At 72.2% G+C, this 25,331-nt stretch carries 22 protein-coding genes and 2 tRNA genes; 9 read left to right on the top strand and 15 right to left on the bottom strand.

Annotation, left to right across the window (positions count from 1 at the left end; genetic code table 11):
* Positions 1-52: 52 nt before the first annotated feature.
* The 3 genes from ABD976_RS17915 to ABD976_RS17905 all read right to left on the bottom strand — a co-directional run bounded on the left by ABD976_RS17915 (position 53) and on the right by ABD976_RS17905 (position 2,698).
* Positions 53-595 carry a GNAT family N-acetyltransferase gene (locus tag ABD976_RS17915; protein ID WP_345364594.1) on the bottom strand — a complete coding sequence of 181 codons (543 nt, stop codon included), beginning with the start codon at positions 593-595 and terminating at the stop codon, positions 53-55.
* A 5-nt stretch (positions 596-600) separates the two neighbouring features.
* On the bottom strand, positions 601-1,011 hold the full coding sequence (ndk, locus tag ABD976_RS17910) for a nucleoside-diphosphate kinase (protein WP_345364592.1): 411 nt from the start codon (positions 1,009-1,011) through the stop codon (positions 601-603).
* A 160-nt stretch (positions 1,012-1,171) separates the two neighbouring features.
* Entirely contained in the window at positions 1,172-2,698 is a 1,527-nt protein-coding gene (locus ABD976_RS17905; RefSeq protein ID WP_345364590.1) for an alkaline phosphatase D family protein, read from the bottom strand.
* 136 nt (positions 2,699-2,834) lie between these two features.
* On the opposite strand from ABD976_RS17905, the gene ABD976_RS17900 reads away from it, so the two are divergent.
* On the top strand, positions 2,835-3,932 hold the full coding sequence (locus tag ABD976_RS17900; RefSeq protein WP_345364588.1) for a zinc-binding dehydrogenase: 1,098 nt from the start codon (positions 2,835-2,837) through the stop codon (positions 3,930-3,932).
* A gap of 104 nt (positions 3,933-4,036) precedes the next feature.
* Entirely contained in the window at positions 4,037-5,386 is a 1,350-nt protein-coding gene (locus ABD976_RS17895) for a hypothetical protein (protein WP_345364586.1), read from the top strand.
* 34 nt (positions 5,387-5,420) lie between these two features.
* On the opposite strand, the gene ABD976_RS17890 is transcribed toward ABD976_RS17895, so the two are convergent.
* From ABD976_RS17890 to ABD976_RS17880, 3 genes are all read right to left on the bottom strand, one after another.
* Positions 5,421-5,870 carry a DUF4233 domain-containing protein gene (locus ABD976_RS17890; protein ID WP_345364584.1) on the bottom strand — a complete coding sequence of 150 codons (450 nt, stop codon included), beginning with the start codon at positions 5,868-5,870 and terminating at the stop codon, positions 5,421-5,423.
* Entirely contained in the window at positions 5,867-7,234 is a 1,368-nt protein-coding gene (gene folC / locus ABD976_RS17885) for a bifunctional tetrahydrofolate synthase/dihydrofolate synthase (RefSeq protein WP_345364582.1), read from the bottom strand. Before folC ends, ABD976_RS17890 begins: the two co-directional genes overlap by 4 nt.
* Positions 7,235-7,434: 200 nt before the next feature.
* Positions 7,435-10,068: a valine--tRNA ligase gene (locus tag ABD976_RS17880; RefSeq protein ID WP_345364580.1), complete on the bottom strand. Its 2,634-nt coding sequence runs from the start codon at positions 10,066-10,068 to the stop codon at positions 7,435-7,437.
* 117 nt (positions 10,069-10,185) lie between these two features.
* Between ABD976_RS17880 and ABD976_RS17875 the strand changes: the two genes are divergently transcribed.
* Positions 10,186-12,483: an FdhF/YdeP family oxidoreductase gene (locus ABD976_RS17875; protein ID WP_345364578.1), complete on the top strand. Its 2,298-nt coding sequence runs from the start codon at positions 10,186-10,188 to the stop codon at positions 12,481-12,483.
* A gap of 47 nt (positions 12,484-12,530) precedes the next feature.
* Here ABD976_RS17875 and ABD976_RS29625 read toward each other — a convergent pair whose 3' ends face one another.
* Positions 12,531-12,638 (bottom strand): MFS transporter small subunit, encoded by a 108-nt coding sequence (locus ABD976_RS29625; protein WP_425570103.1) that lies wholly within the window; start codon positions 12,636-12,638, stop codon positions 12,531-12,533.
* Positions 12,638-13,969, bottom strand: a complete 1,332-nt coding sequence (locus ABD976_RS17870) for an OFA family MFS transporter (protein WP_345364576.1) — start codon at positions 13,967-13,969, stop codon at positions 12,638-12,640. Before ABD976_RS17870 ends, ABD976_RS29625 begins: the two co-directional genes overlap by 1 nt.
* A gap of 152 nt (positions 13,970-14,121) precedes the next feature.
* On the opposite strand from ABD976_RS17870, the gene fdhD reads away from it, so the two are divergent.
* Both fdhD and ABD976_RS17860 read left to right on the top strand, forming a co-directional pair.
* On the top strand, positions 14,122-14,958 hold the full coding sequence (gene fdhD, locus ABD976_RS17865; RefSeq protein ID WP_345364574.1) for a formate dehydrogenase accessory sulfurtransferase FdhD: 837 nt from the start codon (positions 14,122-14,124) through the stop codon (positions 14,956-14,958).
* A 38-nt stretch (positions 14,959-14,996) separates the two neighbouring features.
* Positions 14,997-15,887, top strand: a complete 891-nt coding sequence (locus tag ABD976_RS17860; RefSeq protein ID WP_345364572.1) for an alpha/beta hydrolase — start codon at positions 14,997-14,999, stop codon at positions 15,885-15,887.
* A gap of 17 nt (positions 15,888-15,904) precedes the next feature.
* Here ABD976_RS17860 and ABD976_RS17855 read toward each other — a convergent pair whose 3' ends face one another.
* From ABD976_RS17855 to tig, 5 genes are all read right to left on the bottom strand, one after another.
* Positions 15,905-16,480, bottom strand: a complete 576-nt coding sequence (locus tag ABD976_RS17855) for an alpha/beta hydrolase (protein WP_345364570.1) — start codon at positions 16,478-16,480, stop codon at positions 15,905-15,907.
* Positions 16,481-16,636: 156 nt separating this feature from the next.
* The gene (gene clpX, locus ABD976_RS17850; RefSeq protein ID WP_345364568.1) at positions 16,637-17,917 is read right to left on the bottom strand and encodes an ATP-dependent Clp protease ATP-binding subunit ClpX; all 1,281 of its coding nucleotides are present in this window, start codon (positions 17,915-17,917) and stop codon (positions 16,637-16,639) included.
* A 379-nt stretch (positions 17,918-18,296) separates the two neighbouring features.
* Positions 18,297-18,929, bottom strand: a complete 633-nt coding sequence (locus tag ABD976_RS17845) for an ATP-dependent Clp protease proteolytic subunit (RefSeq protein WP_345364566.1) — start codon at positions 18,927-18,929, stop codon at positions 18,297-18,299.
* Positions 18,930-19,021: 92 nt separating this feature from the next.
* Complete coding sequence (locus tag ABD976_RS17840) at positions 19,022-19,597, bottom strand: ATP-dependent Clp protease proteolytic subunit (RefSeq protein WP_345365040.1); 576 nt, start codon at positions 19,595-19,597, stop codon at positions 19,022-19,024.
* 253 nt (positions 19,598-19,850) lie between these two features.
* Positions 19,851-21,260: a trigger factor gene (gene tig, locus ABD976_RS17835; RefSeq protein WP_345364564.1), complete on the bottom strand. Its 1,410-nt coding sequence runs from the start codon at positions 21,258-21,260 to the stop codon at positions 19,851-19,853.
* A 169-nt stretch (positions 21,261-21,429) separates the two neighbouring features.
* On the opposite strand from tig, the gene ABD976_RS17830 reads away from it, so the two are divergent.
* Complete coding sequence (locus ABD976_RS17830; protein WP_345364562.1) at positions 21,430-22,287, top strand: ferredoxin family protein; 858 nt, start codon at positions 21,430-21,432, stop codon at positions 22,285-22,287.
* A gap of 18 nt (positions 22,288-22,305) precedes the next feature.
* Here ABD976_RS17830 and ABD976_RS17825 read toward each other — a convergent pair whose 3' ends face one another.
* Both ABD976_RS17825 and ABD976_RS17820 read right to left on the bottom strand, forming a co-directional pair.
* Positions 22,306-22,476 (bottom strand): hypothetical protein, encoded by a 171-nt coding sequence (locus ABD976_RS17825; protein ID WP_345364559.1) that lies wholly within the window; start codon positions 22,474-22,476, stop codon positions 22,306-22,308.
* 119 nt (positions 22,477-22,595) lie between these two features.
* Positions 22,596-22,669 (bottom strand) — tRNA-Pro (locus ABD976_RS17820).
* Positions 22,670-22,819: 150 nt separating this feature from the next.
* Here ABD976_RS17820 and ABD976_RS17815 point away from each other — a divergent pair.
* From ABD976_RS17815 to ABD976_RS17805, 3 genes are all read left to right on the top strand, one after another.
* Positions 22,820-22,893 (top strand) — tRNA-Gly (locus ABD976_RS17815).
* A 188-nt stretch (positions 22,894-23,081) separates the two neighbouring features.
* Entirely contained in the window at positions 23,082-24,551 is a 1,470-nt protein-coding gene (locus tag ABD976_RS17810) for an MDR family MFS transporter (protein WP_345364557.1), read from the top strand.
* Between the two features lie 46 nt (positions 24,552-24,597).
* The gene (locus ABD976_RS17805) at positions 24,598-25,236 is read left to right on the top strand and encodes a 2'-5' RNA ligase family protein (protein WP_345364555.1); all 639 of its coding nucleotides are present in this window, start codon (positions 24,598-24,600) and stop codon (positions 25,234-25,236) included.
* The last annotated feature ends 95 nt before the right edge of the window (positions 25,237-25,331 follow it).

Below are 25,331 nucleotides of genomic sequence, written 5' to 3'. Positions count from 1 at the left end.
AGGTGGGCGAATCGCGGGTGCCGCGCCGCAGGCGGCACCCGCGACCGGCGGCTCAGACGTCCCGGGTGAACCAGATGTCGTCGCGCTCGTCGCCCTCGGCGACGCGCACCGCGCCCGGCCACCGCCCGCGCTCGACCCAGTCCCGGGCCGTGTAGAAGCCCTCCAGGTCGTGCCCGCTGCGGGCTTGCGCGGACAGCTTCTCCAGCCCCACCGCCTGCGCGGCGACCAGCACCGCGTCGTGCAGCCTGCCGCCCCAACCCTTGCCCTGGAGCTGCGGGTCCACGGCGAGCCAGCCGAGCTCACCGGTGTGCCGCCGGGCGGGCAGCGGATCCGGCCGCAGCACCGCCATGCCGACCAGGACGTGCTGCTGGCCGATGGTGATGAGCTGGATCCGGCGGGCGCGGACCTCCTCGACCAGGTCCGTGGCGACCGCGCGCAGCTCGTCGACGGTGCTGGTCGGGGTGAAGCCGATCGGGCCGCCCGCGACGGTGACCCGCCCCCACAGGTCGGCCAGCGCCTCGGCGAGGTCGGGGTGCGGGGTGTCCACCCGGTGCGGGCCGCTGACGAAGCCCTCCGGGTCGATGTCGTCGGCCACTGCCCTCAGCCCTCCGGGAACCAGAGCTTGATCTCGCGCTCGGCGGACTCCGGGGAGTCCGAACCGTGCACCAGGTTGTACTGGACCTCCAGGCCGTAGTCGCCGCGCAGGCTGCCCGGCGCCGCCTTCTCCACCGGGTCGGTGCCCCCGGCGAGCTGGCGGAAGGCCGAGATGGCGCGCGGACCTTCGACGATGGCCGCGACGACCTTGCCGGTGGTGATGAACTCGACCAGCGAGCCGAAGAACGGCTTCTCGGCGTGCTCGGCGTAGTGCTCCTCGGCGACCTGCCGGTCGACGGTGCGCAGGTCCAGGGCGACCAGCTTCAGGCCCTTGCGCTCGATCCGGCTGATGACCTCGCCGACCAGGCCGCGCTCGACGCCGTCGGGCTTGACCAGGACCAGGGTGCGCTCGCTCACGGGATGGGTTCTCCTTCTCTGCCGGGGCGCCGGAGCGACCTGCTCGCGCCCGATTTGCCCGCCAGCGTATCGATGCAGGTGACGCCCGCCATCCAGGGGCCCGATCACCCGTCCGGGAGCTGCGTGGGGGGCACCTTCGATGCAGGTGCCCCCCACCGGATCAGCGTCCGGCGGCCGGGAGCTCCTTGGACCAGAGGGAGCGGCCGGTGCTGTCGCGCAGGTCGACGCGCAGGGCGCGGGTGCGCCCGTCGATGGTGACCTCGCCGAAGTGCTGGAAGCCCTCCAGCGGCGAGGCGCCCTGGCGGGTCGGGGCGCTGACGAACACCCGCTCGGGCCCGAACGTCGGGTCCAGGTCGTTGGGCCCGAACGCACCGGCGTGCAGCGGGCCGGAGATGAACTCCCAGAACGGGTCGAAGCCGTCGAACGCGGCCCGCTCCGGGGAGTAGTGCACCGCCGCCGAGTAGTGCACGTCGGCGGTCAGCCACACCACGTTGCGCACCCCGCGCCCGGCGATCCGCTGGAGCACCCGGGCCAGCTCGGCCTCCCGGCCGTTGGGCACGCCGGGCCGCGCGTTGGCCACGCCCTCGATCCGGTCGCCGTCCGGGATGATCGTCCCGATCGGCATGTCGGAGGCGATCACCTTCCAGGTCGCCCGCGACCGGGCGAGCTCGTCGACCAGCCAGCGGGCCTGCCGGGCGCCGAGGATCCGCTCCGGGCTGGTGCCCGCCGAGTTCGGGTCCCGGTAGCTGCGCATGTCCAGCACGAACACGTCGAGCAGCGGGCCGTGCGAGACCTTGCGGTAGATCCGGCCGTCCACCGCGTCCTGCCTGCGCACCGGCTGCCACTCGTGGAAGGCCCGGAACCCGCGGGCGGCCAGCACGTCGACCCGCTTCTCGGTGTACTCGTCGGAGTCGAGGATCTCGCCCGGGTACCAGTTGTTGGTGATCTCGTGGTCGTCCCACTGGACCAGCTGCGGCACCCGCGCGGCGAAGTGCCGGACGTTGTCGTCGAGCAGGTTGTAGGCGTACTGGCCCCGGTACTCGTCGAGCGTCTCGGCGACCTTGGACTTCTCCGGGGTGACGAGGTTGCGCCAGACCCGGCCGTCGGGCAGCACCACCGACTCCTCCAGCGGCCCGTCGGAGTAGACGGTGTCCCCGCTGTGCAGGAAGAAGTCCGGCTCGCGGGCGGCCATCGCGCGGTAGATCGTCATCCCGCCGACGTCCGGGTTGATCCCCCAGCCCTGGCCGACGACGTCGCCGGACCACACGAACCGCACGTCCCGCCGGTCCTGCGGCGCGGTGCGGAAGTGGCCGGTCAGCGCCTCGCTCCCGGCCCGCCCGTCGAGGTCCTCGGCGACCACCCGGTAGTGCCACTCGGTGCCCGCGGGCAGGCCCGCCACCCGCACCTCACCGGTGCCGTCGGTGTCCGGGGTCAGCAGCGGGCCCCGGATGCGGCGGGGGTTGCGGAAGCCGGGGTCGCGGTCGACCTCGACGAGCATCCGGGAGGGGCGGTCGGCCCGGGTCCACACCACGGCTCCGTCCGGCCGGGGATCGCCGAGCTGCACGCCGTGGGTCAGCTCCGGGCGTCCGCGCCGGGCCATCGCGGTGCCGGGCAGCAGCAGGCCGCCGGCGACCGCGCCGGCCGCACCCCGGCGGAGCAGCGCGCGCCGGTTCAGTTCGGAAGTCATGCCGAGGTTCTACAAGGACCGCGGGTCCGGTGGGCGACGGTGAGCTGAACCGGCGGTGACCCCTGGTGCGTGACCTGCCCCACCCGCTAGCTTGAGCGTCATACCGACCGGACGGTCTGATCCAGGAGGTCCGTGGATGCGCGCCGCCGTGCACACCGCCCCGAACGAACCGATGCGGATCGAGGAGCTCGCCGACCCGCACCCGAGGACCGGCGAGGTCGCCATCGACGTGCGCTCCTGCGGCGCCTGCCACACCGATCTGCACGTGCTCAAGGGCGAACTGCCGTTCCCGGTGCCCGCCGTGCTCGGGCACGAGGTGGCCGGGGTGGTCGCCGAGGTCGGTCCCGGCGTCACCGAGCTCCGGCCGGGCGACCCGGTGGTCACCAGCTTCATCATGCCGTGCGGCGGGTGCCCGCCGTGCGCGCGCGGCGAGGAGGAGATCTGCCAGCGCTTCTTCGCCTACAACCGGGGCAAGGGGCGGCTCTACGACGACGAGACGCGGCTGTTCCGGCCCGACGGCGAACCGGTCTGGATGTACTCGATGGGCGGGCTCGCCGAGCGCTGCGTGACCCCGGCGACCTCGGTGTACCGGGTGCCGGACGGCGTGGCGCTGGCCGACGTCGCCTCGGTCGGCTGCTCCACCATGACCGCCTACGGCGCGCTGCGGCACGCGGCCGACGTGCGGGTCGGCGACACCGTGGCGGTGGTCGCCGCGGGCGGCGTCGGCTCGGCGCTGGTCCAGCTCGCCGCCCTGTTCGGCGCCGCGCAGGTCATCGCGGTCGACATCAGCGACGAGAAGCTGGCCGGGGCCCGGGAGCTCGGCGCCACGCGCACCGTCAACTCCGCCACCACCGACGCCCCGGAGGCCGTGCGGGAGCTCACCGGCGGCCGGGGCGTCGACGTGGCCTTCGAGGCGCTCGGGGCGGTGCCGACCTTCGAGATCGCCCGCGACTCGGTCGTGGAGGGCGGGCAGGTCGTCGTGGTGGGCATCGCCGCGCGCGGCACCACCGGCTCGTTCGACCTCGCGACGATCGCCCGGCGCAAGCTCCAGATCAAGGGCTCCTACGGCGCCAAGCCGCGCCGGGACATGCCGGTGCTGCTCGACCTGGTGGCGCGCGGGCTGCTGCGACCGCAGGACGCGATCAGCCGCCGCTACGCCTTCACCGAGGTGCAGCAGGCCTACGACGCGCTGCGCCGGGGCGAGACGATCGGCCGCGCCGTGATCGACCTGTAGCGGCGGCCGCCACTGGTCCGATCGGGGCGTTGTCACCGGAAACGTCCGCTTCCTCCCGGCGCCGCACTACCGTGCCCTGCGGCGAACGAGCGGAAGGATCGGACATGGCACGCAAGTTGGCGACCGTCCTGGTGGCCACCGCGCTGGCGGCCGGTGGCGCGACCGGGGCTGCTGCGGCACCCGTTGCGGCACCCGCTGCGGCGGACCCGACGCTGGACCTGGCGCACTTCGAACTGCGCCCGAACCGGATGGGCACCGAGCTCAAGGACCGGGTGGCCCTGCTCGACGCGGAACTGCCCAACGTCGGCGTCGCCTCGGTCATGACCGATGCCAACCGCGCAGGTCAGGCCGGCCCCGGCACGTGCAACGACAACGCCGTGGGCAGCGCCACCATCGAGGTCGTGCAGAGCCTGTGCTTCAACTCCGGCGACAACTCCACCGCCCTGTGGTACCCGCAGGGCGTCACCACCATCGCCGACGCGCAGGACGACAAGGAATGGGGCGACGGGAACCACCCGATCCTCATCTCCTGGTACGACAGCAGCACCAAGGACGGGGTCGACGACGCGGAGGACGACCTGGAGAAGGGCGTCCGCATCTCGTTCATGGACCCGACGTCCGGCCAGTACCGGCACGTGCTGCTCGTCTACCCGACCATCAACTCCTACGGCAACCCCAGCTACATGAGCGTGCGCACCGAGCAGACCGGTGCGGGCACGTCGCTGCACGCGGGCGGCATCGTCTGGTACGGCAACTTCCTGTACGTCGCCGACACCGGGCGCGGCTTCCGGGTGTTCGACATGCGCCACATCTACGACCTCGGCGCCGCCGACAACGGCACCACCCAGGACCGGGCGCAAATCGGCCGCCGGGACGGCGTCTACCACGGGCACGGCTACCGCTACGTCATGCCGCAGGTCGCCTCGTGGACCTCCACCGCCGCGAAAGCCGAGAAGTGCGGCGCGGACAGCGGCGCGCTGCGGTTCTCCTACGCGGGCCTGGACCGCAGCGGGCTGGACCACATGACCGCCGGGGAGTACTGCGCGGGACCGGAGGAGCGCAACGGCCGGGTGGCCGCCTGGCCGATGGCCGGTGCGGTGCGCGACGGCGAGCAGATCACCGACACGTCCTACCGGTGGCAGGCCGACGCGGCGCACAAGCTGCCGGACAGCAACATCCAGGGCGCGGTCCGCTTCGACGACCGGTGGTACCTCAGCCGCAGCCGGGGCAGCGGGTTCCTCGACAACGGCGACCTGTACCGGACGACGCCCGCGGACGCGGCGGCCGAGGACCTGCGGATCGACGGGCAGATGGTCGCCGCCATCGGCCCGGAGGACCTGTCGCACTGGGAGGACGGCCGCGGCGGCACCACCCTCGGTGCCATGTGGACCGTCGCCGAGCACCCGAACAAGCGCATGGTCTACTCCGTCCGCCCCGCGCGGAGCATGGGGTGACGGTGCGGCCCCCGCGGTGGCGCGGGGGCCGCCCTCAGGCCTCCTGCGGCGGGTGGCCGGGCGGGTGGCCGAGCTGGTCGTACAGGCGCCCCTCCCGCATCCGCTTGGCCACGTCGTTGCGCAGGTGCAGGACGTAGCCCCAGATCGCGGCGAAGATCAGCCCCATGATCCCGATGACCGGGTGGATGATCCAGCACAGCACGAGCGCGACCTGCAACCCGAGGGCGAAGCGCAGGCCCCAGGACCGCCGCTGCACGAACGCCGCGACCAGCAGCAGCACCGCGAGCGCCGCCACGACCACGATGCCCGTCGTGCTCAGCCCGCCGCCGAACTTCCAGATCACCGGCCAGGCCAGCGCGAAGGTGATGAACTCGAACACCAGCGTGCCCGCCATGACGCCGCGCAAGCCCTTCCACGGGTCGCGGACGCCCTCGGGCGCCTCGGGCAGCCCGTCGGCGCGGGACGCGGTCTCCGGATCGTTCATGCCGGCTCCTTGCCGAACAGGGCGCGGCCTTCGCCCGCCGTCACCACGGAACCGGTGATCACCACACCGCCGCCGGACACCGAGCCGCCCGGGTCCTCGGTCTCCTCGGCGAGCTGGATCGCGGTCTCCACCGCGTCGTCCAGCCGCGGCTCCACCACGATCCGGTCCGGGCCGAAGAGGTCCCTGGCGATGCCGGCCAGCTCGTCGGGGTCCAGCGCGCGCGGCGAGGACGTCCGGGTCAGCACGACCTCCTCGACCACCGGCTCCAGCTCGGCGAGGATGCCGCGGGCGTCCTTGTCGCCGAGGACGCCGACCACGGCCACCAGGCGCCGGAAGGAGAACTCCGAGCTCAGCGCCTCGGCCAGGGCGCGGGCGCCGTGCGGGTTGTGCGCGGCGTCGACGAGCACGGCGGGGGCGCTGCGCACCCGCTCCAGCCGTCCCGGGCTCACCACCGCGGCGAAGCCCTCCCGGACCGCCTCGACGTCGAGCTTGCGCTCGGCCCCGGCCCCGAAGAACGCCTCCACCGAGGCGAGGGCGACCGCGGCGTTGCGCGCCTGGTGCTCGCCGTGCAGCGGCAGGAAGATCTCGTCGTAGACCCCGCCGAGCCCCTGCAGGCTCAGCACCTGACCGCCGACGGCGACGGTGCGGGAGAGCACGCCGAACTCGTGGCCCTCGCGGGCGACCGTGGCGTCGACCTCCGCCGCCCGCTCCAGGATCGGCCGCTGCGCCTCGGCCTGCTGGGCCGCCACGATCGCGATCGAACCGGGCTTGATGATCCCGGCCTTCTCCGCGGCGATGGAGGCGAGGTCGTCGCCGAGGTACTCGGCGTGGTCCAGCGCCACGGGGCAGACCACCGCGATGGTGGCGTCGGCGACGTTGGTGGCGTCCCAGGTCCCGCCGAGGCCGACCTCGACGATCGCCGCCTCGACCGGGGCGTCGGCGAAGGCCGCGAAGGCCATCCCGGTGAGCACCTCGAACTTGCTCATCGGCACGTCCCCGCGGGAGTCCACCATGGACACGAACGGCGCGACGTCGCGGTAGGCGTCGACGTAGCCCTCCGGGCTGATCGGCGCCCCGTCGACGCCGATCCGCTCGGTGGCGAGCTGGAGGTGCGGGCTGGTGTAGCGGCCGGTCCGCAGCCCGAGGCGGGTCAGCAGCGCGTCGGTCATCCGGGTGGTGGAGGACTTGCCGTTGGTCCCGGCGACGTGCACCACCGGGTAGCCGCGCTGCGGCTCGGCGAGCAGCTCGGTGAGCGCCCGGATGCGGTCCAGCGACGGCTCGATCTTGGTCTCCGGCCAGCGCTCGTTGAGCTCGGCTTCCACCACGCGCAGCTCCTGCAGCGCGGCGGGATCGATCCCGGACACGGTCACCCCCTGGCACGACGAACGGCGAGGTCAGTCTACGTCCCGCGAGCACCCGACCCCGCGCCGGGAACGGCAGCGGGCCGCGCACCCCGGAGCCACCCGCGCCCGACCTCACCCGGAAGGGGAATGAGTGAGGGGCACCCTTGCCCCAGTTACTCGGACAAGGGTGCCCCTCACCTGGAACGGATCAGCTGATCGGGTCAGGCTTCCGGGAGGGCGGCCAGGCGGGCGTTGATCCGCGCGATGTCGGCTTGCGCCGCGTCCCGCCGGAGCTTGATCTTGTCCACCACCTCGGCCGGGGCCTTCTCCAGGAAGGACTGGTTGGTGAGCTTCTTGTCGGTGCCCGCCAGCTCCTTCTCCGCCGCCGCGAGGTCCTTGTCCAGCCGCTTGCGCTCGGCGGCGACGTCGACCGCGCCGGAGAGGTCCAGCGCGACCGAGACGGTGCCCCCGGTCAGGCCCACCTCGATCGAGGCGGAGGCGGTGAAGCCGTCGCCGGGCTCGGTGACCCGGGCCAGCGAGCGCACCGCGGCGAGGTGGCCGTCCAGCCCCAGCACCGCCAGCCCGTCGAGCTCGGCCGCGACCCGCTGGCCCGGCTTGAGGCCCTGGTCGGAGCGGAACCGGCGGATCTCGGTGATCAGCTTGCGCACCGCCCCGATCCGCTCGGCGGCTACCCCGTCGGGCTCGATGCCGGTCGGGCTGGGCCACTGCGCGACCACGACCGAGTCGCGGCCGGTCAGCGTGGTCCAGAGCGCCTCGGTGATGAACGGGATCGTCGGGTGCAGCAGCCGCAGCAGCACGTCGAGGACGTGCCCGAGCACCTCGCGGGTGCGCTCCGCCCGGTCGCCGCCCTCGTCGAGCTGGACCTTGGACAGCTCCAGGTACCAGTCGCAGAACTCGTCCCAGGTGAAGTGGTACAGCGCCTCGGTGGCCTTGCCGAACTGGAAGTCCTCCAGCAGCTCGTCCACATCGGACACGACCTGGTCGAGGCCGTCCACGATCCACCGGTCGGCGTCGGTGAGACCCGCGCGCTCGGGCAGCCGCTCCGGCGACCGCGCCCCGTTCATCAGGGCGAACTTGGTGGCGTTGAACAGCTTCGTGCAGAAGCTGCGGGAACCGGAGACCCACTCCTCGCTGATCGGCGAGTCCGCGCCCGGGTTGGCGCCGCGGGCCAGCGTGAAGCGCAGCGCGTCGGCGCCGTAGTCGTCCATCCACACCAGCGGGTCGACGGTGTTGCCCGCGGACTTCGACATCTTCTTGCCGTGCCCGTCGCGGACCATGCCGTGCAGCGCGATCACCTTGAACGGCTCGGCGCCGTCCATCGCGTACAGCCCGAACATCATCATCCGGGCGACCCAGAAGAACAGGATGTCGTAGCCGGTGACCAGCACGCTGGTCGGGTAGAACTTGCGCAGGTCCGCGGTGTCCTCCGGCCAGCCCATCGTGGAGAACGGCCACAGCCCGGAGGAGAACCAGGTGTCGAGCACGTCCTCGTCCTGGGTCCAGCCCGGCCCCGACGGCGGCTCCTCGTCCGGTCCGACGCAGACCATCTCGCCGCCCGGGCCGTGCCACACCGGGATCCGGTGGCCCCACCAGAGCTGCCGGGAGATGCACCAGTCGTGCATGTTGTCGACCCAGTCGAAGTAGCGCTTGGCCATCTCCGGCGGGTGGACCTGGACCTGACCGCCGCGCACCGCGTCCCCCGCGGCGCGGGCCAGCGGGCCCACGTCGACGAACCACTGCATCGACAGCCGGGGCTCGATCGGCTCCTTGGAGCGCGAGCTGTGCCCGACGGTGTGCAGGTACGGGCGCTTCTCGGCGACGATCCGGTCCTGCTCGCGGAGCCGCTCGCGGACCGCGACCCGGGCCTCGAACCGGTCCATGCCGTCGAACTCGGTGCCCGTGCCGGTGATCCGGCCGGACTCGTCCATGATCGTCGGCATCGGCAGGCCGTGCCGCTTGCCGATCTCGAAGTCGTTCGGGTCGTGCGCCGGGGTGACCTTCACCGCGCCGCTGCCGAACTCCGGGTCCACGTGCTCGTCGGCGATGATCGGGATGGTGCGGCCGGTCAGCGGCAGCTCGATCTCGGTCCCGACCAGGTGCGTGTAGCGCTCGTCGTCGGGGTGGACGGCCACGGCGGTGTCGCCGAGCATCGTCTCGACGCGGGTGGTGGCCACGACGATGGCGTCGGCACCGCTGCCGTAGCGCATCGAGACCAGCTCGCCCTCGACCTCGCGGTGCTCGACCTCGATGTCGGAGATCACCGACTGCAGCGCGGGGGACCAGTTCACCAGCCGCTCGGCGCGGTAGATCAGGCCGTCGTCGTGGAGCTGCTTGAAGATCGTCTGGACCGCGCGGGACAGGCCGGCGTCCATGGTGAAGCGCTCCCGGCTCCAGTCCACGCTGTCGCCGAGGCGGCGCATCTGGGACAGGATCGCCCCGCCGTGCTGCTCCTTCCACTGCCACACGCGGTCGACGAAGCCCTCGCGGCCGAGGTCGGCCGGCTCCAGGCCCTCGGCGCGGAGCTGCCGCTCGACCAGCGCCTGCACCGCGATGCTCGCGTGGTCCATGCCCGGCAGCCACAGCGCCTCGTAGCCCTGCATCCGGCGGCGCCGGGTCAGCACGTCCATCAGGGTGTGCTCGTAGGCGTGCCCGATGTGCAGGCTGCCGGTCACGTTCGGCGGCGGGATCACGATCGAGAACGGCGGCTTGTCGCTGTCCGCGTCGGCGGTGAAGTACCCGGCGTCCACCCAGCGCTGGTACAGCTCGGCCTCTACGTCGGCCGGGTTCCAGCTCGACGGGAGTTCACGGGGCTGCGCGGCATGGGTCTGTGTCACGGTCCGGATTCTACGAGGGTCGCCCCGCGCCGGTGCGCGGGCGGGTCCACCTGCGACGATGCCGATATCGGACACCCGGTGGCGATCTCCGGGGAATCGAGGCGGAGGCTGGGGCGCATGGCGAAGCGCGCACCTGTTGAGGACATCGACGAGACCGAGCTGACCGTCGGACGGCCCGGCACCGCGGCGGCGGGCGTCAAGGGGGTGCTCGTGTCGCTGCGGCGCGGCGTCGAGCAGATGGGCGTCGGCCGCACGATCCGGACGCTGCCGCTGCTCAACCAGCGGGCCGGGTTCGACTGCCCCGGCTGCGCCTGGCCGGACCCGCGCGAGGCCGACGGCGACAAGCGCAAGCTGGCGGAGTTCTGCGAGAACGGCGCGAAGGCGGTCGCCGAGGAGGCCACCACCCGCCGCGTCGGGCCGGAGTTCTTCGCCCGCCACCCGGTCGCCGAGCTGGCGGACAAGACCGACTACTGGCTCGGCCAGCAGGGGCGCCTGACTCACCCGGTGGTGTTGCGCGAGGGGGACACGCACTACCGGCCGATCGAGTGGGACGACGCCTTCGACCTCATCGCCGAGCGGCTGCGGGCCCTGGACTCCCCGGACGCGGCGGCGTTCTACACCTCCGGCCGCACCAGCAACGAGGCCGCGTTCCTCTACCAGCTCCTGGTCCGCTCGTTCGGCACCAACAACCTGCCGGACTGCTCGAACATGTGCCACGAGTCCTCCGGGGCGGCGCTGACCGAGACCATCGGCATCGGCAAGGGGTCGGTGTCGCTGGCCGACCTGGAGCACGCCGACCTGGTGCTGGTGGTCGGCCAGAACCCGGGCACCAACCACCCCCGGATGCTCGCCTCGCTGGAGAAGGTCAAGCAGCGCGGCGGCCGGATCGTCGCGGTGAACCCGCTGCCGGAGACCGGGCTGATGCGGTTCAAGAACCCGCAGAACGCCCGCGGCGTGGTCGGCGAGGGCACCGCGCTGGCCGACGAGTTCGCCCAGATCCGCCTCGGCGGCGACCTCATGCTGTTCAAGGCGCTGAACTCGCTGGTGCTCAAGGCGGGCGCGGTCGACCAGGAGTTCGTCGACGCCCACACCCACGGCTACGCCGAGTTCGCGGCGCAGGCCGGGGACCTGGACTGGGAGGCCGTGACCACGGCCACCGGCCTGGACCGGGAGCAGATCGAGCGGATCGCCGAGATGGTGATCTCCTCGGAGCGCACCGTCGCCTGCTGGGCGATGGGCCTCACCCAGCACAAGCACGGGGTGGCGACCATCCGCGAGGTGGTGGACCTGCTGCTGCTGCGCGGCATGATCGGCAAGCCCGGCGCCGGGGTCTGCCCGGTCCGTGGCCACTCCAACGTGCAGGGCGACCGCACGATGGGCATCTGGGAGAAGATGCCGGAGGAGTTCCTCGACGCGCTGGACGCGGAGTTCGGCATCCGCTCGCCCCGGCACCACGGGCTCGACACCGTCGACGCGCTGCGCGCCATGCGGGACGGCCGGGTGCGGGCGTTCCTCGGCATGGGCGGCAACTTCGTCTCGGCCACCCCGGACACCGCGGGCACCATCGAGGCGCTGCGCGGCTGCGACCTCACCGTTCAGGTCTCGACCAAGCTGAACCGCTCGCACGTCGTGCCCGGGCGCACCGCGCTGATCCTGCCCACCCTCGGGCGCACCGAGCGCGACGTGCAGGCCGCGGGAGCGCAGTTCGTCACCGTCGAGGACTCCATGTCGGTGGTGCACGCCTCGCGCGGCAGGCTCGCCCCCGCCTCCGACGCGCTGCTGTCCGAGGTCGCCATCGTCAGCCGGCTCGGGCAGGCGCTGTTCGGCGACGACCACCCGGTGCGGTGGGCCGAGTTCGAGCGGGACTACGACGCGATCCGCGACCGCATCGCCCGCGTGGTGCCGGGGTGCGAGGACTACAACGCCCGGGTCCGCGAGCCGGACGGCTTCGTGCTGCCGCACCCGCCCCGGGACAGCCGCAGCTTCCCCACCGCCACCGGCAAGGCGAACTTCACGGTGAACACCGCCGAGCCGATCGTGATCCCGGAGGGGCGGCTGCTGCTCCAGACGCTGCGCAGCCACGACCAGTACAACACCACGATCTACGGCCTCTCGGACCGCTACCGCGGCATCGAGGACGCCCGCCGGGTGGTGCTGGTCCACCCCGACGACCTCACCGGACTGGGCTTCGCCGACGGCGACGTGGTCGACGTGGTCTCGGAGTGGACCACCGCCGAGGGCACGGCGGAGGAGCGCCGCGCCGAGCGCTTCCGGCTGGTCGGCTACCCCACCGCCCGGGGCTGCGCGGCGGCCTACTACCCGGAGGCCAACCCGCTGGTGCCGCTGGGCTCGGTCGCCGACGGCTCCAACACCCCGGTCTCCAAGGCGATCATCATCCGCTTCGAACGCCGCTGACGGCCGCGCGGCGCCCGGCTCACCCACCGGGCGCCGCGCGGGGTCGGTCAGCCGGTGAAGAGCTGGGCGACCTTGAGGATGAGTTCGTACAGGCCGTAGGCGAAGGGCAGGCCCACCCAGGCCCAGGACAGGGCGAGCAGTCCGCGACGGGGCATCAGCGATCCCCTTCCGGTTCGTGGTGCTTGGGATCGACCGGGCGCACCAGTTCGTTGGCCGCGAAGCCGACGCAGAGCAGGCCGATCATGATGTACAGCGACGTCGAGTACAGCGCGGCGCCGGTGGCCCCGGCGGCCTCCTGGGAGTCGGCGACCGCGTTGATGATCAGCGGCCCGAGCACTCCGGCGGCCGACCAGGCGGTGAGCAGCCGACCGTGGATCGCGCCGACCTGGTAGGTGCCGAACAGGTCCTTGAGGTAGGCGGGCATGGTCGAGAAACCACCGCCGTAGAACGACAGGATCAGCATCGCGCAGAGCACGAACACCGGGATGCCGCTCGCGCCGAACAGCACGATCCCGAGGTAGAGCACGATGCCGCCGCCGAGGTAGAGGCGGTAGATGTTCTTGCGCCCCACGATGTCCGATGTGGACGACCAGATGAACCGGCCCGCCATGTTCGTCAGCGACAGCAGCGCGACGAACCCGGCCGCCGACGCGGTGGCCACCGGGGTCGAGGTCCCGGCGAAGAAGTCGACGATCATCGGGGCGGCCTTCTCCAGGATGCCGATGCCCGCGGTGACGTTGCAGCACAGCACGATCCACAGCAGCCAGAACTGCGGCGTGCGCAAGGCCGACTTCGCCGAGACGTCGGCCGTGGTGACCATCCGGCCCGACGTCGCCGCCGGTCGCCCCGGCGGGGTCCAGTCGTCGGCGGGCACCCGGATCAGCAGCACGCCCAGGGTCATGAACACCGCGTACACCACGCCGTGCACCAGGAACGTCTGGGCGATCCCGGTGGTGTCGGTGCCGAACGCCGAGAGCATCCGCGCCGACCACGGCGAGGCGATCAGCGCACCGCCGCCGAAGCCCATGATCGCGATGCCGGTCGCCATGCCGGGGCGGTCCGGGAACCACTTCATGAGCGTCGAGACCGGCGAGATGTAGCCGATGCCGAGGCCGATGCCGCCGACCACGCCGTAGCCGAGCACCACGAGCCAGTACTGGCCGGTGGCCACCCCGAGCGCCGAGATCAGGAACCCGGCGGAGAAGCAGACCGCGGACACCGCCATCGCCCAGCGCGGCCCGTTGCGCTCCACCCACGTTCCGCCGACCGCGGCGGAGAGACCGAGCATCACGATGCCGAGCTGGAACGGCAGCGCGCTGAGCGTGCCGCTGAGCCCCAGCGAACCTTCCAGCGGTGGTTTGAACACGCTCCAGGCGTAGACCTGGCCGATCGCCAGGTGCACCGCGAGCGCGGCCGGTGGCACCAGCCACCGGTTCCAGCCGTCGGGTGCGACGATGCGATTGCGAGCGAGAACGGCCGCGACCATTGAGACCTCCCGCCCCGGGGCTGTGCTGATCGGCGCCGTCCCCGAGGGCTGTGCGTTCCGAGAACCCCGTCTCGCGGGGCTGTGCCGATCAAGGCGCGCCGAGCATACTGTGTACATCGACGGAGAACGAGAGCCTCGTGGGAGGTGCTGACATGGGTCGCGTCACCGCACGGCGCCCGGTCCTGCGGATCACCGCGGAGGGCACCCGCAAGCGCCCCGATGCGCTCGCGGCCGAAGAACCGCTGGAGATCCGGGTCAACGGCACGCCGCTGACGGTCACCATGCGCACCCCCGGGCACGACGTCGAACTGGCGCACGGCTTCCTGCTGACCGAGGGCGTCATCCAGGACAAGCACGAGCTGGCCAGCGCCCGCTACTGCGACAGCCCCGGTCCGGACGGGCGCAACACCTACAACGTCCTCGACATCACCCTGGCACCGGGCGTGGCCCCGCCCGACACCTCGGTGGAGCGCAACTTCTACACCACCTCGTCGTGCGGCGTGTGCGGCAAGGCCGCGCTGGACGCGGTGAAGCTGAGCACCCGGCACTCCCCCGCCGAAGACCCGCTGCGGTTGCCGGTGGACACCCTGATCGCGCTGCCCGACCGGCTGCGGGAGGCCCAGCGGGTGTTCGACAGCACCGGCGGCCTGCACGCGGCCGGCCTGTTCGACGCCGACGGCCGCCCGCTGGTGGTCCGGGAGGACGTCGGCAGGCACAACGCGGTCGACAAGGCGCTCGGCTGGGCGCTGCTGGACGGCCGCATCCCGCTCGGCGGCTGCGTGCTGATGGTCTCCGGACGCGCCTCCTTCGAACTGGTGCAGAAGGCCGCGATGGCCGGTGCGCCGATGCTCTCGGCGGTGTCGGCACCGTCCTCGCTGGCGGTCGACCTCGCCGCGGAGCAGGGCATGACCCTGGTCGGCTTCCTGCGCGGCACGACCATGAACGTCTACACCGGACAACACCGGATCGTGACGAACGGCATGACGTGAACTCGCCGCGACCGCCCGGTCCTTGGCACGATGAAAGCATGCGGCACGGTGACCACCGCGCCCGCCGCCTCATCACGCGGCGCAGCGCGCTCAGCGCCGGGCTGGCCGGACTGGCCACGCTCGGGCTGGCCGGTGACGCCCTCACCGACCCACCGCGCCGCGCGGTCCCGCTGGCCGACCAGGTGAACGTGGCCGTCGAGCAGGTCTACTCGCGGGCCCGCAACCGGCCCGTCGAGATGGTGACGATGTTCCCGAAGAACGTCGACCCCCGCGGCCTGCCGGTGTGCCTGATGCTGCACGGCCGGTTCGGCGACGCCCGCGACTCCGCGGGCGGGCTGCCCGCCTGGCTCACCGCGTCGGTGGCCGCCCGGCGCATCCCGCCGTACGCGTTCCTCGCCGTCGACGGCGGGGCCAACAGCTACTGGCACCGCGCTCCCGGGGACGACCCGATGTGGATGCTGCTCGACGAGGTGCCGCACTGGCTCGCCCAGCGCGGCCTCGGCGACCGGTGGGGTCAGCCGTTCGCGGTGTCCGGCATCTCGATGGGCGGCTTCGGCGCGCTGCTCTACACCCGGCGGCGCCGCGAGCAGGGGCACCCGGTGGACGCCGCCGGGGTGGTCTCCCCGGCGCTGCTGACGAGCTGGGGGGAGATGCGCAAGCGCCGCGCGTTCGTCGACGAGGCGGCGTGGGCGGAACTGGACCCGCTGCGGCACGTCGACGCGCTCGGGGACGTGCCGCTGGGCGTGTGGTGCGGCACCGACGACCGCTTCATCCGGGGCACTCGGCGGTTCATCGCCCGCGCCGACCCGGAGGTCGCCTCCACCACGCCCGGCGGGCACAACAGCCGGTACTACCGCAAGGCGCTGCCCCAGCTCGTCGACTTCATCGGTGCCCACCTCGGCACCGGCACCGGCACCAGCCGCCGCTGAACCGACCGCGGAGCCGTTCAGACCAGGCGCAGCCGCCGCGGTGACCGGTCCTCGGTGCGGGGTTCGCCGTCGGAGCGGTCGGCCACCGGCAGCGCGCCGTAGAGCGCCCACCGCAGCACCGACGGCCACGGACCGTACCCGGCGTCGAGGTCCAGCCGCCCGCCGTCGAGGATCACGTCCAGGACGACCTGGAGATCGGCGGCGAGGTCCTGGGTGTCCGGCAGCCGCGGGTCCCCGGTGCCCGCCACGATGCGGGTCGAGGCGGCGACGCGGCGCAACGCCCGGGCGTCGGGCGGGTGGGCCACCGCTGGTGGCGCGACCAGCAGCACCCGGTCGGCGCGGCGTTCGTGGTCGGAGGCGGCGGACGCGTGCTCCAGCCAGCGGAGCGCACCGGCGGCGTGCGCGGCCACGGCGAGTTCGGCCTCCGGCGCGACGGCGGCGAGCCGGGCGCGCAGCCGCTCGGGGGCGGCGTCGTCATCGACCTGCTCGACCGGCACGTCGTGCTCGCGGAGCCGACCGGCGAGCCACTGCTGCCAATGCCACGGCCCGGGACGGGCCTCGCCCAGCACCAGCAGGACGTGCAACTCGGTCATGGGCCGCTCCCGGTCTCGGTTCCACCGACCGACCCATGATCAGCTATGCCCTGGGAACGCGCAGCGGAGGCACCCCCGTTCGGGGGACGCTCGGGCGTCCCGGCGACCGCCACCGGAGGGCTCCGGTGCCCGTCGACCCGCCACCGCGGGGCGAGCTCAGGCCGACTTCTCCCGGCGCTCCCGCCTGGTGGCCTGCCGGGCCACGATCGTCGGGTTGACGTTCTCCCGGACCGTCTGCTCGGTGATGACCACCTTGGCGACGTCCGCGCGGCTCGGGATGTCGTACATCACCGGCAGCAGGACCTCCTCCAGGATCGCGCGCAACCCGCGCGCCCCGGTGCCCCGCAGGATCGCCTGGTCGGCGATGGCCTCCAGCGCCGTCTTGGTGAACTCCAGCTCGACGTTGTCCATCTCGAACAGCCGCTTGTACTGCTTGATCAGCGCGTTGCGCGGCTCGGTGAGGATGCGGACCAGGGAGGCCTTGTCGAGGTTGGTCACGCTGGCCACGGTGGGCAGCCGACCGATGAACTCGGGGATCAGCCCGAACTTGATCAGGTCCTCGGGCATCACGTCGGCGAAGTGGTCGGCGGAGTCCAGGTCCTCCTTGGAGCGCAGGTCGGCGCCGAAGCCGACGCTGTGCTTGCCCACCCGGTCCTCGACGATCTTCTCCAGCCCGGCGAACGCGCCCGCGACGATGAACAGCACGTTCGTCGTGTCGATCTGGATGAACTCCTGGTGCGGGTGCTTGCGCCCGCCCTGCGGCGGGACGCTGGCGGTGGTGCCCTCCAGGATCTTCAGCAGCGCCTGCTGCACGCCTTCGCCGGAGACGTCCCGGGTGATCGACGGGTTCTCGCTCTTGCGGGCGATCTTGTCGACCTCGTCGATGTAGATGATGCCGGTCTCGGCGCGCTTGACGTCGTAGTCGGCGGCCTGGATCAGCTTGAGCAGGATGTTCTCGACGTCCTCGCCCACGTAGCCGGCCTCGGTGAGGGCCGTGGCGTCGGCGATGGCGAACGGGACGTTGAGCATCTTGGCGAGCGTCTGCGCCAGGTACGTCTTGCCGCAGCCGGTGGGGCCCAGCATCAGGATGTTGGACTTGGCCAGCTCGACGGCTTCCTCGCCGCGGCCCTCCCGGCGCTCCCCGGCCTGGATGCGCTTGTAGTGGTTGTAGACCGCGACGGACAGGTTGCGCTTCGCGGGGCTCTGCCCGATGACGTACTGGTCGAGGAACTCGTGGATCTCGGCGGGCTTGGGCAGCTCGTCGAGCTTCACCTCACCCGCTTCGGCGAGTTCTTCCTCGATGATCTCGTTGCAGAGATCGATGCACTCATCGCAGATGTACACGCCGGGGCCGGCGATGAGTTTCTTGACCTGCTTCTGGCTCTTCCCGCAGAAGGAGCACTTCAGCAGGTCGCCGCCGTCACCGATACGTGCCATGACCGCTGACCCCGTCCCCTCCGGCGCACCGTCCGGTGGTGCGCCTGACCGTAACTGTCCTCGACGGTACCTGCCGTTCCCCGCGTTCGGGGAGACTCACAGTGTCCGCCACCCACGCCCGTGGCACCGCCACCGCACTCCTCGGCGTGTCGGTCGGGCCCGGCCCCGGGCGTGGCGCGGCGGCGACGCCCGCGCACCACGCCCGGAAGGCCGTGACCTCCGACTCGGCCGAGCCGTCCCGGGAAGTGGGACGAATCCCACCATCCCAGGTGGCGGGCCCGGACCCAACCGGTTTTACCAGCACCTGCCGCCGGAGCCGCTGCGCCGGTCCGCACCGGCGGCAGCCGCTCGCGACCACCCGCACCGCGCGGGCCAGGACCTACGACTGCTGGTCCGAGAGCTTCCGGTACGGCACCACCTCGTCGAGGATGCCGTACTCCACCGCCTGCTCGGCCGTGAGGATCTTGTCCCGGTCGATGTCCTCGCGGATCTGCTCCGGGGACCTGGCGGTGTGCTTGGCCAGCGTGTTCTCCAGCAGCTCGCGCATCCGGTGCACCTCGGCCGCCTGGATCTCCAGGTCGGAGACCTGGCCGTAGATGCCCTCCACGGACGGCTGGTGGATCAGCACCCGGGAGTTCGGCAGCGCCTGGCGCTTGCCCTTGGTGCCCGCGGCGAGCAGCACAGCCGCCGCCGAGGCCGCCTGGCCCAGGCAGATGGTGCGCACGTCGGGGCGGACGTACTGGATGGTGTCGTAGATGGCCATCAGCGCGGTGAACGAGCCACCGGGCGAGTTGATGTACATCTGGATCTCGCGGTCCGGGTCGTCGGACTCGAGGAAGAGGAGCTGGGCCATGACGTCGTTGGCCGACGCGTCGTCGACCTGGACGCCGAGGAAGACGATGCGCTCCTCGAACAGCTTGTTGTAGGGGTTCGATTCCTTGACCCCGTACGCGGTGCGCTCGACGAAGGAGGGCAGCACGTACCGGGACTGCGGAGGCTGGTATGAGCTCACGACGGTGACTCCTCGTTGGTTTCCGGCCCGGTCCTGGGCGGCACCGGGGGTGCCGGCGGCCAAGGTCCGGGGACCACGTCCGGTGGCTGGGGTTAGCTGCGCGGCAGGTTGGCGGCCGTGGCGACGTGGTCGACGAAGCCGTACTCGCGGGCCTCCTCGGCCGCGAACCAGCGGTCGCGGTCGGAGTCGGCGAGGATCTTCTCCACCGACTGACCGGTCTGCTCCGCGATGAGCTGAGCCATCTCCTTCTTGTGCCGGGAGAACATCTCGGCCTGGATCGCGATGTCGGAGGCCGTGCCGCCGAGACCGGCGGACGGCTGGTGCATCATGATCCGCGCGTGCGGCAGCGTGTAGCGCTTGCCCTTGGCCCCCGCCGAGAGCAGGAACTGCCCCATCGAGGCGGCCATGCCCATCGCCACGGTGGCCACGTCCGGCTTGATGAGCTGCATGGTGTCGTAGATCGCCATGCCCGCCGTCACCGAGCCGCCCGGCGAGTTGATGTACAGCGAGATGTCGCGGTCCGGGTCCTCGGCCGCCAACAGCAGGAACTGCGAGCAGATCTGGTTGGCGATGGAGTCCTCGACCTGGGAGCCGAGGACCACGATGCGCTCCTGAAGAAGACGCTCGTAGACCGAGTCGTTGAGAGTGAGTCCGGTGTTCGACCGCATGTACGGCGACTGCGCGTCGGACACCGGACCAGTCAGATGCTGCGTCACGTCTCCCTGCCTTCTCCCACAACGGGTCTTCCCACCCGGAGCCGCCGCGCCCGCCGCTTCCACAGTGGACCAGGTCGCCGCTCCCCCGGGATGATGTCGGTGTGTCCCTCTCGGGTGATCCGCTAACAACGACCCTAACGAACGTGGGCGGCACCAGCTTCCCAGTACCGCCCACGTTCGCTTAGAGCATGTTCTCCGAGTCGCGTCACTCCGCCTTGGCGGGCTCCCCCGGCTTGGCGTCCTCGGCGACCTCGCCCTCGACCTCACCGGTCTCCTCGGCGGCGGGCGCCTCCTCCTGCGAGCCGAACAGCTCGTCGAGGTCCAGCTCGTTGCCGGCCGAGTCGGTCACGGTGGCCTGGCGGACGACCGTGAACAGCGCCTTGCTGCGCCGGACGTCGGCGAAGATGGCACCGAGCTGGTTGGCCTCCTGGGCCTGCTGCACGAACTGGTCGGGGCTCATCCCGTACCGCTGCGCCTGGTAGATGATCCGCTCGGTGAGCTCGTTGTCCGAGACGGTCACCTGCTCGGCGTCGGCGATGGTGTCCAGCAGGAGCTGGGTCTTGACCGCCTCCTCCGCCTCCTTGCGGGTCTCGGCGTCGAACTCCTCGCGGGTCTTGCCCTGCTCCTGCAACGAGGCGTTGAACTGCTCCTCGTCGTGGTCGAACGGGTGCACCGCGTCGTGCTGGCGCACCTCGACCTCGGACTCGACGACCTTCTCGGGCAGCGGGATGTCGGTGGTCTCCAGCAGCGCTTCCAGGATCTTGTCCCGGGCCTCCACGCCCTGCTGCATCCGCTTCACCCGACCGAGGCGCTCGCGCAGGTCGGCGACCAGCTCGTCGACCGTGTCGAACTCGCTGGCCATCTGGGCGAACTCGTCGTCGACCTCCGGCAGGTGCCGCTCCTTGACGGAGTTCAGGGTCACCGTCACCTCGGCGTCGCGGCCGGTGTGGTCCCCGGCGACGAGCTGGGTGGTGAAGGTCGCGGTCTCGCCCGCGGAGAGCCCGTTCAGGGCGTCGTCGATGCCGTCGATGAGCTGGCCGGAGCCGATCTCGTAGGACAGGCCGCTGGTCTGCGCCTCCTCGACCGCCTCGCCGTCGACCGTGGCGGACAGGTCGATGCTGACGAAGTCGCCCTGCTGCGCCGGGCGCTCGACACCGGCGAGGGTGCCGAACCGGGCGCGCAGCGAATCGAGCTGCTCGGTCACCTCGTCCTCGGTGACCTCGACGTCGTCCACGCTCACCGACAGCTCGCCGAAGGCGGGCACGGTGATCTCGGGCCGGACGTCGACCTCGGCGGTGAAGGCGATCTCGTCGCCGTCCTCGATCTTGGTCACCTCGATGTCCGGGCGCCCGAGGGTCTGCACCTCGCTGCCGTTGACGGCTTCGAGGTACTTGGCGGGAACCGCTTCGTTGACGACCTCGTCGAGCACGGGGGCACGACCGATGCGGCTCTCCAGGACCCGCGACGGGACCTTGCCCGGCCGGAAGCCGGGGATGCGGACCTGCTGGGCGAGGGCCTTGTACGCGCGGTCGAAGTTCGGCTTGAGCTCGTCGAACGGCACCTCGACGTTGATCCGGACGCGCGTCGGGCTCAGGTGCTCGACGGTGCTCTTCACGTGGTCTCCTAGTGCGAACGTGCTTGACTCCCGGCGCTGCCGTCAGGCGTGGCCGTGGCCACGTCCAATGATGCCGGGCTGACCTCCGAGTCTATTGCTTCGACCGGGGACGGCTGGCCCGGGGGCGCCGGAGCACCGCCCCGGAGCACCGGCGTGCTTGGGTGGAGCGGTGCACGAGGACTCCTGCGCCGCGCTGTCCGCCGACCTCGCCGAACCGCTGGCGGGCACCGCGGCCGTGACGACCGGCTGGCTCTGCCTCGAACAACCCGGACCGTGGGGGCGCAACGCCCCGGTGCAGAGCGGGCTGGACCCCGACCTCGGCCGCGAGCTCGCCGAGCGGGCCGGGGCGCACGGCTTCCGGCTCCAGCTCATCCGGCGCCCCGGCAGGCACGCCGACACCGCCGCGCCCCGGACCGCGCTGGTGGCCCGCAGCACCCCGGGCGGGGCGCTGCGCCGGTTCGAGGTGGACGACCCCGCCGCGCTGCTGGACCTGGACCTGTCCGCCACCGACCTCGGCCGGCCCGCGGACCCGGTGCTGCTGGTCTGCACGAACGGGCGGCGGGACCGGTGCTGCGCGCTGCTCGGCCGGGACCTGGTGCGCGAGTTGGGCGACCGACCGGACGTCTGGGAGACCTCGCACACCGGCGGCCACCGCTTCGCCCCCGCCTCGGTGCTGCTGCCCAGCGGCTACACGTTCGGGCGACTCGACGGCGCGGCGGCCCGCGAGGTGCTGGCCGCGGCCGGGCGCGGCGAACTGGCGCGCACCGGCTGCCGCGGCCGGTCCCCGTGGTCGCACGCCGGGCAGGCCGCGGAGCTGGCCGTGCGCGAGCTCGTCGGCGAACACCGGCTGGACGCGCTGCGCGTCGACGAATCCGGGCCCGACCCGGTGGTCGTCCACCAGGACGGGCGACGCTGGCGGGCGGTGGTGCGCGAGCAGCCGCTGGAGCCGCCGCGGCCGAACAGCTGCGGCGGCGCCCCGGTCCGCCCGAGCGCCACCTCGGTCACCTCGGTGGACCCGCTGCCCTGATTCTCCCGTGGCCGGTGCTCATCGGCCGGCCCCCGCCGCGCCGAGCTCGGTCGGCGTCACCGCCGTGACGATGCCACCGGGCGAGTCGGAACTGGTGGGCGCCGGACCGGGCACCCACAGCGACACGCCGACCAGCGCGAAGGTGAGCGCCCCGAGCACGCCGCAGATCAGGACCGCGGGCCGGTGCACGCGCGACGCGATCGTTCTTCCCTCATCCACACGGGGGCAATCGGTGCGCGACCACGGACCGTTACCGGTCCGGGTACGAGGAACCGGTCGCCCACCGAAGCGAGCGACCGGCCGCGACGTCGGGGTGGCGGGATTTGAACCCACGACCCCTCGCACCCAAAGCGAGTGCGCTACCAAACTGCGCCACACCCCGTCCGACGTGCGGCGCACCCGGAAACCCCGGGTGCGTTGCCGGAAGCCTATCGCGACCCGCTAAGGTGGAGCACGCAAGGTCGAAAAGGCGCCGGACCCGCTGCGGAGCACTCGTCGCGGGCCGCCACGCGCCGACGGTTCGGCCAGGCACGCGGGCGTAGCTCAATGGTAGAGCCCCAGTCTTCCAAACTGGCTACGCGGGTTCGATTCCCGTCGCCCGCTCCACCGGTGGCCCGGTCGCGTTCGTCGCGACCGGGCCACTCGTCATCGCGGGTGATCCGACTCACCGGCCGGGAATACCGCGCCGCCCGAGCGGTTGGATTCGGACGGTGACGCGGGCGGTATCCCCCTGGACGGGTGGTGCCGCGCGGCCCGTGCCGCCGCAGCGCCGAAACCGTCGAGGGGGACCCGGGGTGCGCCGACTCGAGTACAAGTGGCTGGTCGGGATCACGTTCGTGCTCGGACTGATCATGCAGATCCTGGACGTCACGATCCTCAACGTCGCGCTGGCCACGCTGGGGCGCGAGTTCGGCGTCGGGCCCGGCGGGCTGCAGTGGGTCCTCACCGGTTACATGCTCAGCCTCGCGGTGTTCATCCCGTCCTCCGGCTGGATCGCCGACCGGTTCGGCAGCAAGCGCACCTTCCAGGCCGCGGTCGTCATCTTCACGACGGCCTCGGTGCTGTGCGGGATCTCCACCGAGCTGTGGATGCTGATCGGCGCCCGCATCCTGCAGGGCGTCGGCGGCGGGATGCTGGTGCCGGTGGGGCAGGCGATGCTGTTCCGCGCCTTCCCCGCGCACGAGCGGGCCAAGGCCGGGGCGGTGCTGGCCATCCCGGTCACCATCGCGCCGACGCTGGGTCCGGTGCTCGGCGGCGCGCTCGTGGAGTACGCGAGCTGGCGGTGGATCTTCTTCATCAACGTGCCGGTCGGCGTGCTGGCGCTGCTGTTCACCGTGCTGTTCCTGAAGGAGGAGGTCCGGGAGCGGCCGGGGCGCTTCGACCTGCCGGGATTCCTGCTGGCGGGTTCCGGCCTGGCCGCGCTGCTGTTCGGGTTGGACCACGGCGCCCAGCAGGGCTGGTCGGACCCGGTGGTGTGGACGGCGCTGGGTTCCTCGGTGGTGCTGATCCTGGGCCTGGTGTGGCGGGAGCTGAGCACCTCGGAGCCCATCCTGGACCTGCGGCTGCTCGGCGAACGGATGTTCGGCACCGGCAACGCGCTGCTGCTGGCCCAGACCGCGGCGATGTTCGGCGTGCTGTTCCTGGTGCCGCTGTACCTGCAGAACCTGCGCGGCGCCTCGCCGCTGGAGGCCGGACTGGCGCTCATGCCGCAGGCGCTGAGCATGCTGGTGGTGACGCAGGTGGTCAGCCGGGTCTACGGCCGGATCGGCCCGAAGCGGCTGATCCTGGCCGGGTTCGGCGTGCAGCTCCTGGTCGTCGGCGGGATGCAGCTCCTCGGGCTGGACACGCCGATCTGGGCGCTGGCGGGCCTGCTGGTGGTGCAGGGCGTGGCGATGGGGCTGCTGATGACGCCGTTGCAGACCGCGACGTTCGCCCGCACCGCGCCGGAGTCGATGGGCCACGCGAGTTCGATGTTCAACGTGAGCCGCCAGGTCGCCACCGCGCTGGGCACCGCCGTGGTGGCGACCCTGCTGGTCGCCGCGACCGAGCTCGCCACCTCCACTGTGGATCCGTCGGTGCCCGCCGAGCTGGCCCGGGCGCAGCTCGCCGGCTACCACGGCGCGTTCCTGGCCGGGGCGGTGTTCACCGTGCTGGGCATCCTGCTCGCGCTGCGGGTGCGGGACGTCGACGCGGCGCCCACGCTCGACCCGGAATGGCGCGCGACCCTGGAGGGTGAACGCGCTCGGGAGCGAACCGTGAGATAGGTCAACAGTGCTTCACAACGAGGACGCGCGGTGCAGTATGTGGGGGGTGACCGCCGACATGCCGCACGCCGATCAAGTCCGCAACCACGCCCGCTGGCGCCCGGGCTGGCACGCCGGACGCACCAGCTACGCGTGGCTGCTGCCGTTCTCCGATCAACCGGGTCTGCGCACGCTCGTGAACAACTACCAGTACGCCTTGCGCGAGCTGCCCGGTTTCGACCTGGTCCCGCTGGAGTGGATGCACATCCTGGTGCAGGAGGTCGGCTTCACCGACGAGATCGACGACGCCGCGCTCGACTCGCTGGTGGCCGAGACGCGCTCCCGGCTGGCCCGGATCGCCCCGTTCACGCTGGTGTTCCAGCGGGCGCTGGTGCAGCCGGAGTCGCTGTCGCTGCCCGCCGAGCCGCAGACGACCGTGACCGAGCTGCGCTCGGCGGTGCGCGGTGGCGCGGCGGCGGTGCTGGGCGAGGGCGGTCTGCCGCCGGTGCCGGAGGACGTCGACCGGCACGTCAGCCTGGCGCACTCCACCACCGAGGGTCCGGCGATCTTCGCCGTCGCCACGCTGAGCGCGACCGAAGTGGACCCGGCCACGGCGAAGGTCGGCGCGCTGTCCCTGGTCGAGCTCAACCGCGACCACTCGTGCCCGGAGTGGCGACCGGTCACCCAGGTCCCGCTCGGCGCCTGAGCCCCACCCGCTCGGCCGATCTGCACCTGGTGCCCCTCGCTCACCACCCTCCCGGGTGAAGCGGGCGCGGCGGAAAACCGGTTGCCGCGCCCGGT

This window comes from Saccharopolyspora cebuensis, assembly GCF_039542665.1.
In the GTDB taxonomy this organism is placed as follows: domain Bacteria; phylum Actinomycetota; class Actinomycetes; order Mycobacteriales; family Pseudonocardiaceae; genus Saccharopolyspora; species Saccharopolyspora cebuensis.
The sequence above is the reverse complement of the archived record's forward strand: the minus strand, read 5'-3'. Positions and strand labels throughout refer to the sequence as shown.

Bases quoted from the DNA above. Each gene is read 5' to 3' on its own strand.
- fdhD (WP_345364574.1), top strand. From the start codon at position 14,122: ATGGGTCGCGTCACCGCACGGCGCCCGGTCCTGCGGATCACCGCGGAG.
- ABD976_RS17840 (WP_345365040.1), bottom strand. From the start codon at position 19,597: ATGCGGTCGAACACCGGACTCACTCTCAACGACTCGGTCTACGAGCGT.
- ABD976_RS17860 (WP_345364572.1), top strand. From the start codon at position 14,997: ATGCGGCACGGTGACCACCGCGCCCGCCGCCTCATCACGCGGCGCAGC.
- ABD976_RS17875 (WP_345364578.1), top strand. From the start codon at position 10,186: ATGGCGAAGCGCGCACCTGTTGAGGACATCGACGAGACCGAGCTGACC.
- ABD976_RS17905 (WP_345364590.1), bottom strand. From the start codon at position 2,698: ATGACTTCCGAACTGAACCGGCGCGCGCTGCTCCGCCGGGGTGCGGCC.
- ABD976_RS17855 (WP_345364570.1), bottom strand. From the start codon at position 16,480: ATGACCGAGTTGCACGTCCTGCTGGTGCTGGGCGAGGCCCGTCCCGGG.
- ABD976_RS17900 (WP_345364588.1), top strand. From the start codon at position 2,835: ATGCGCGCCGCCGTGCACACCGCCCCGAACGAACCGATGCGGATCGAG.
- ABD976_RS17870 (WP_345364576.1), bottom strand. From the start codon at position 13,969: ATGGTCGCGGCCGTTCTCGCTCGCAATCGCATCGTCGCACCCGACGGC.
- clpX (WP_345364568.1), bottom strand. From the start codon at position 17,917: ATGGCACGTATCGGTGACGGCGGCGACCTGCTGAAGTGCTCCTTCTGC.
- ABD976_RS29625 (WP_425570103.1), bottom strand. From the start codon at position 12,638: ATGCCCCGTCGCGGACTGCTCGCCCTGTCCTGGGCCTGGGTGGGCCTG.
- ABD976_RS17895 (WP_345364586.1), top strand. From the start codon at position 4,037: ATGGCACGCAAGTTGGCGACCGTCCTGGTGGCCACCGCGCTGGCGGCC.
- ABD976_RS17890 (WP_345364584.1), bottom strand. From the start codon at position 5,870: ATGAACGATCCGGAGACCGCGTCCCGCGCCGACGGGCTGCCCGAGGCG.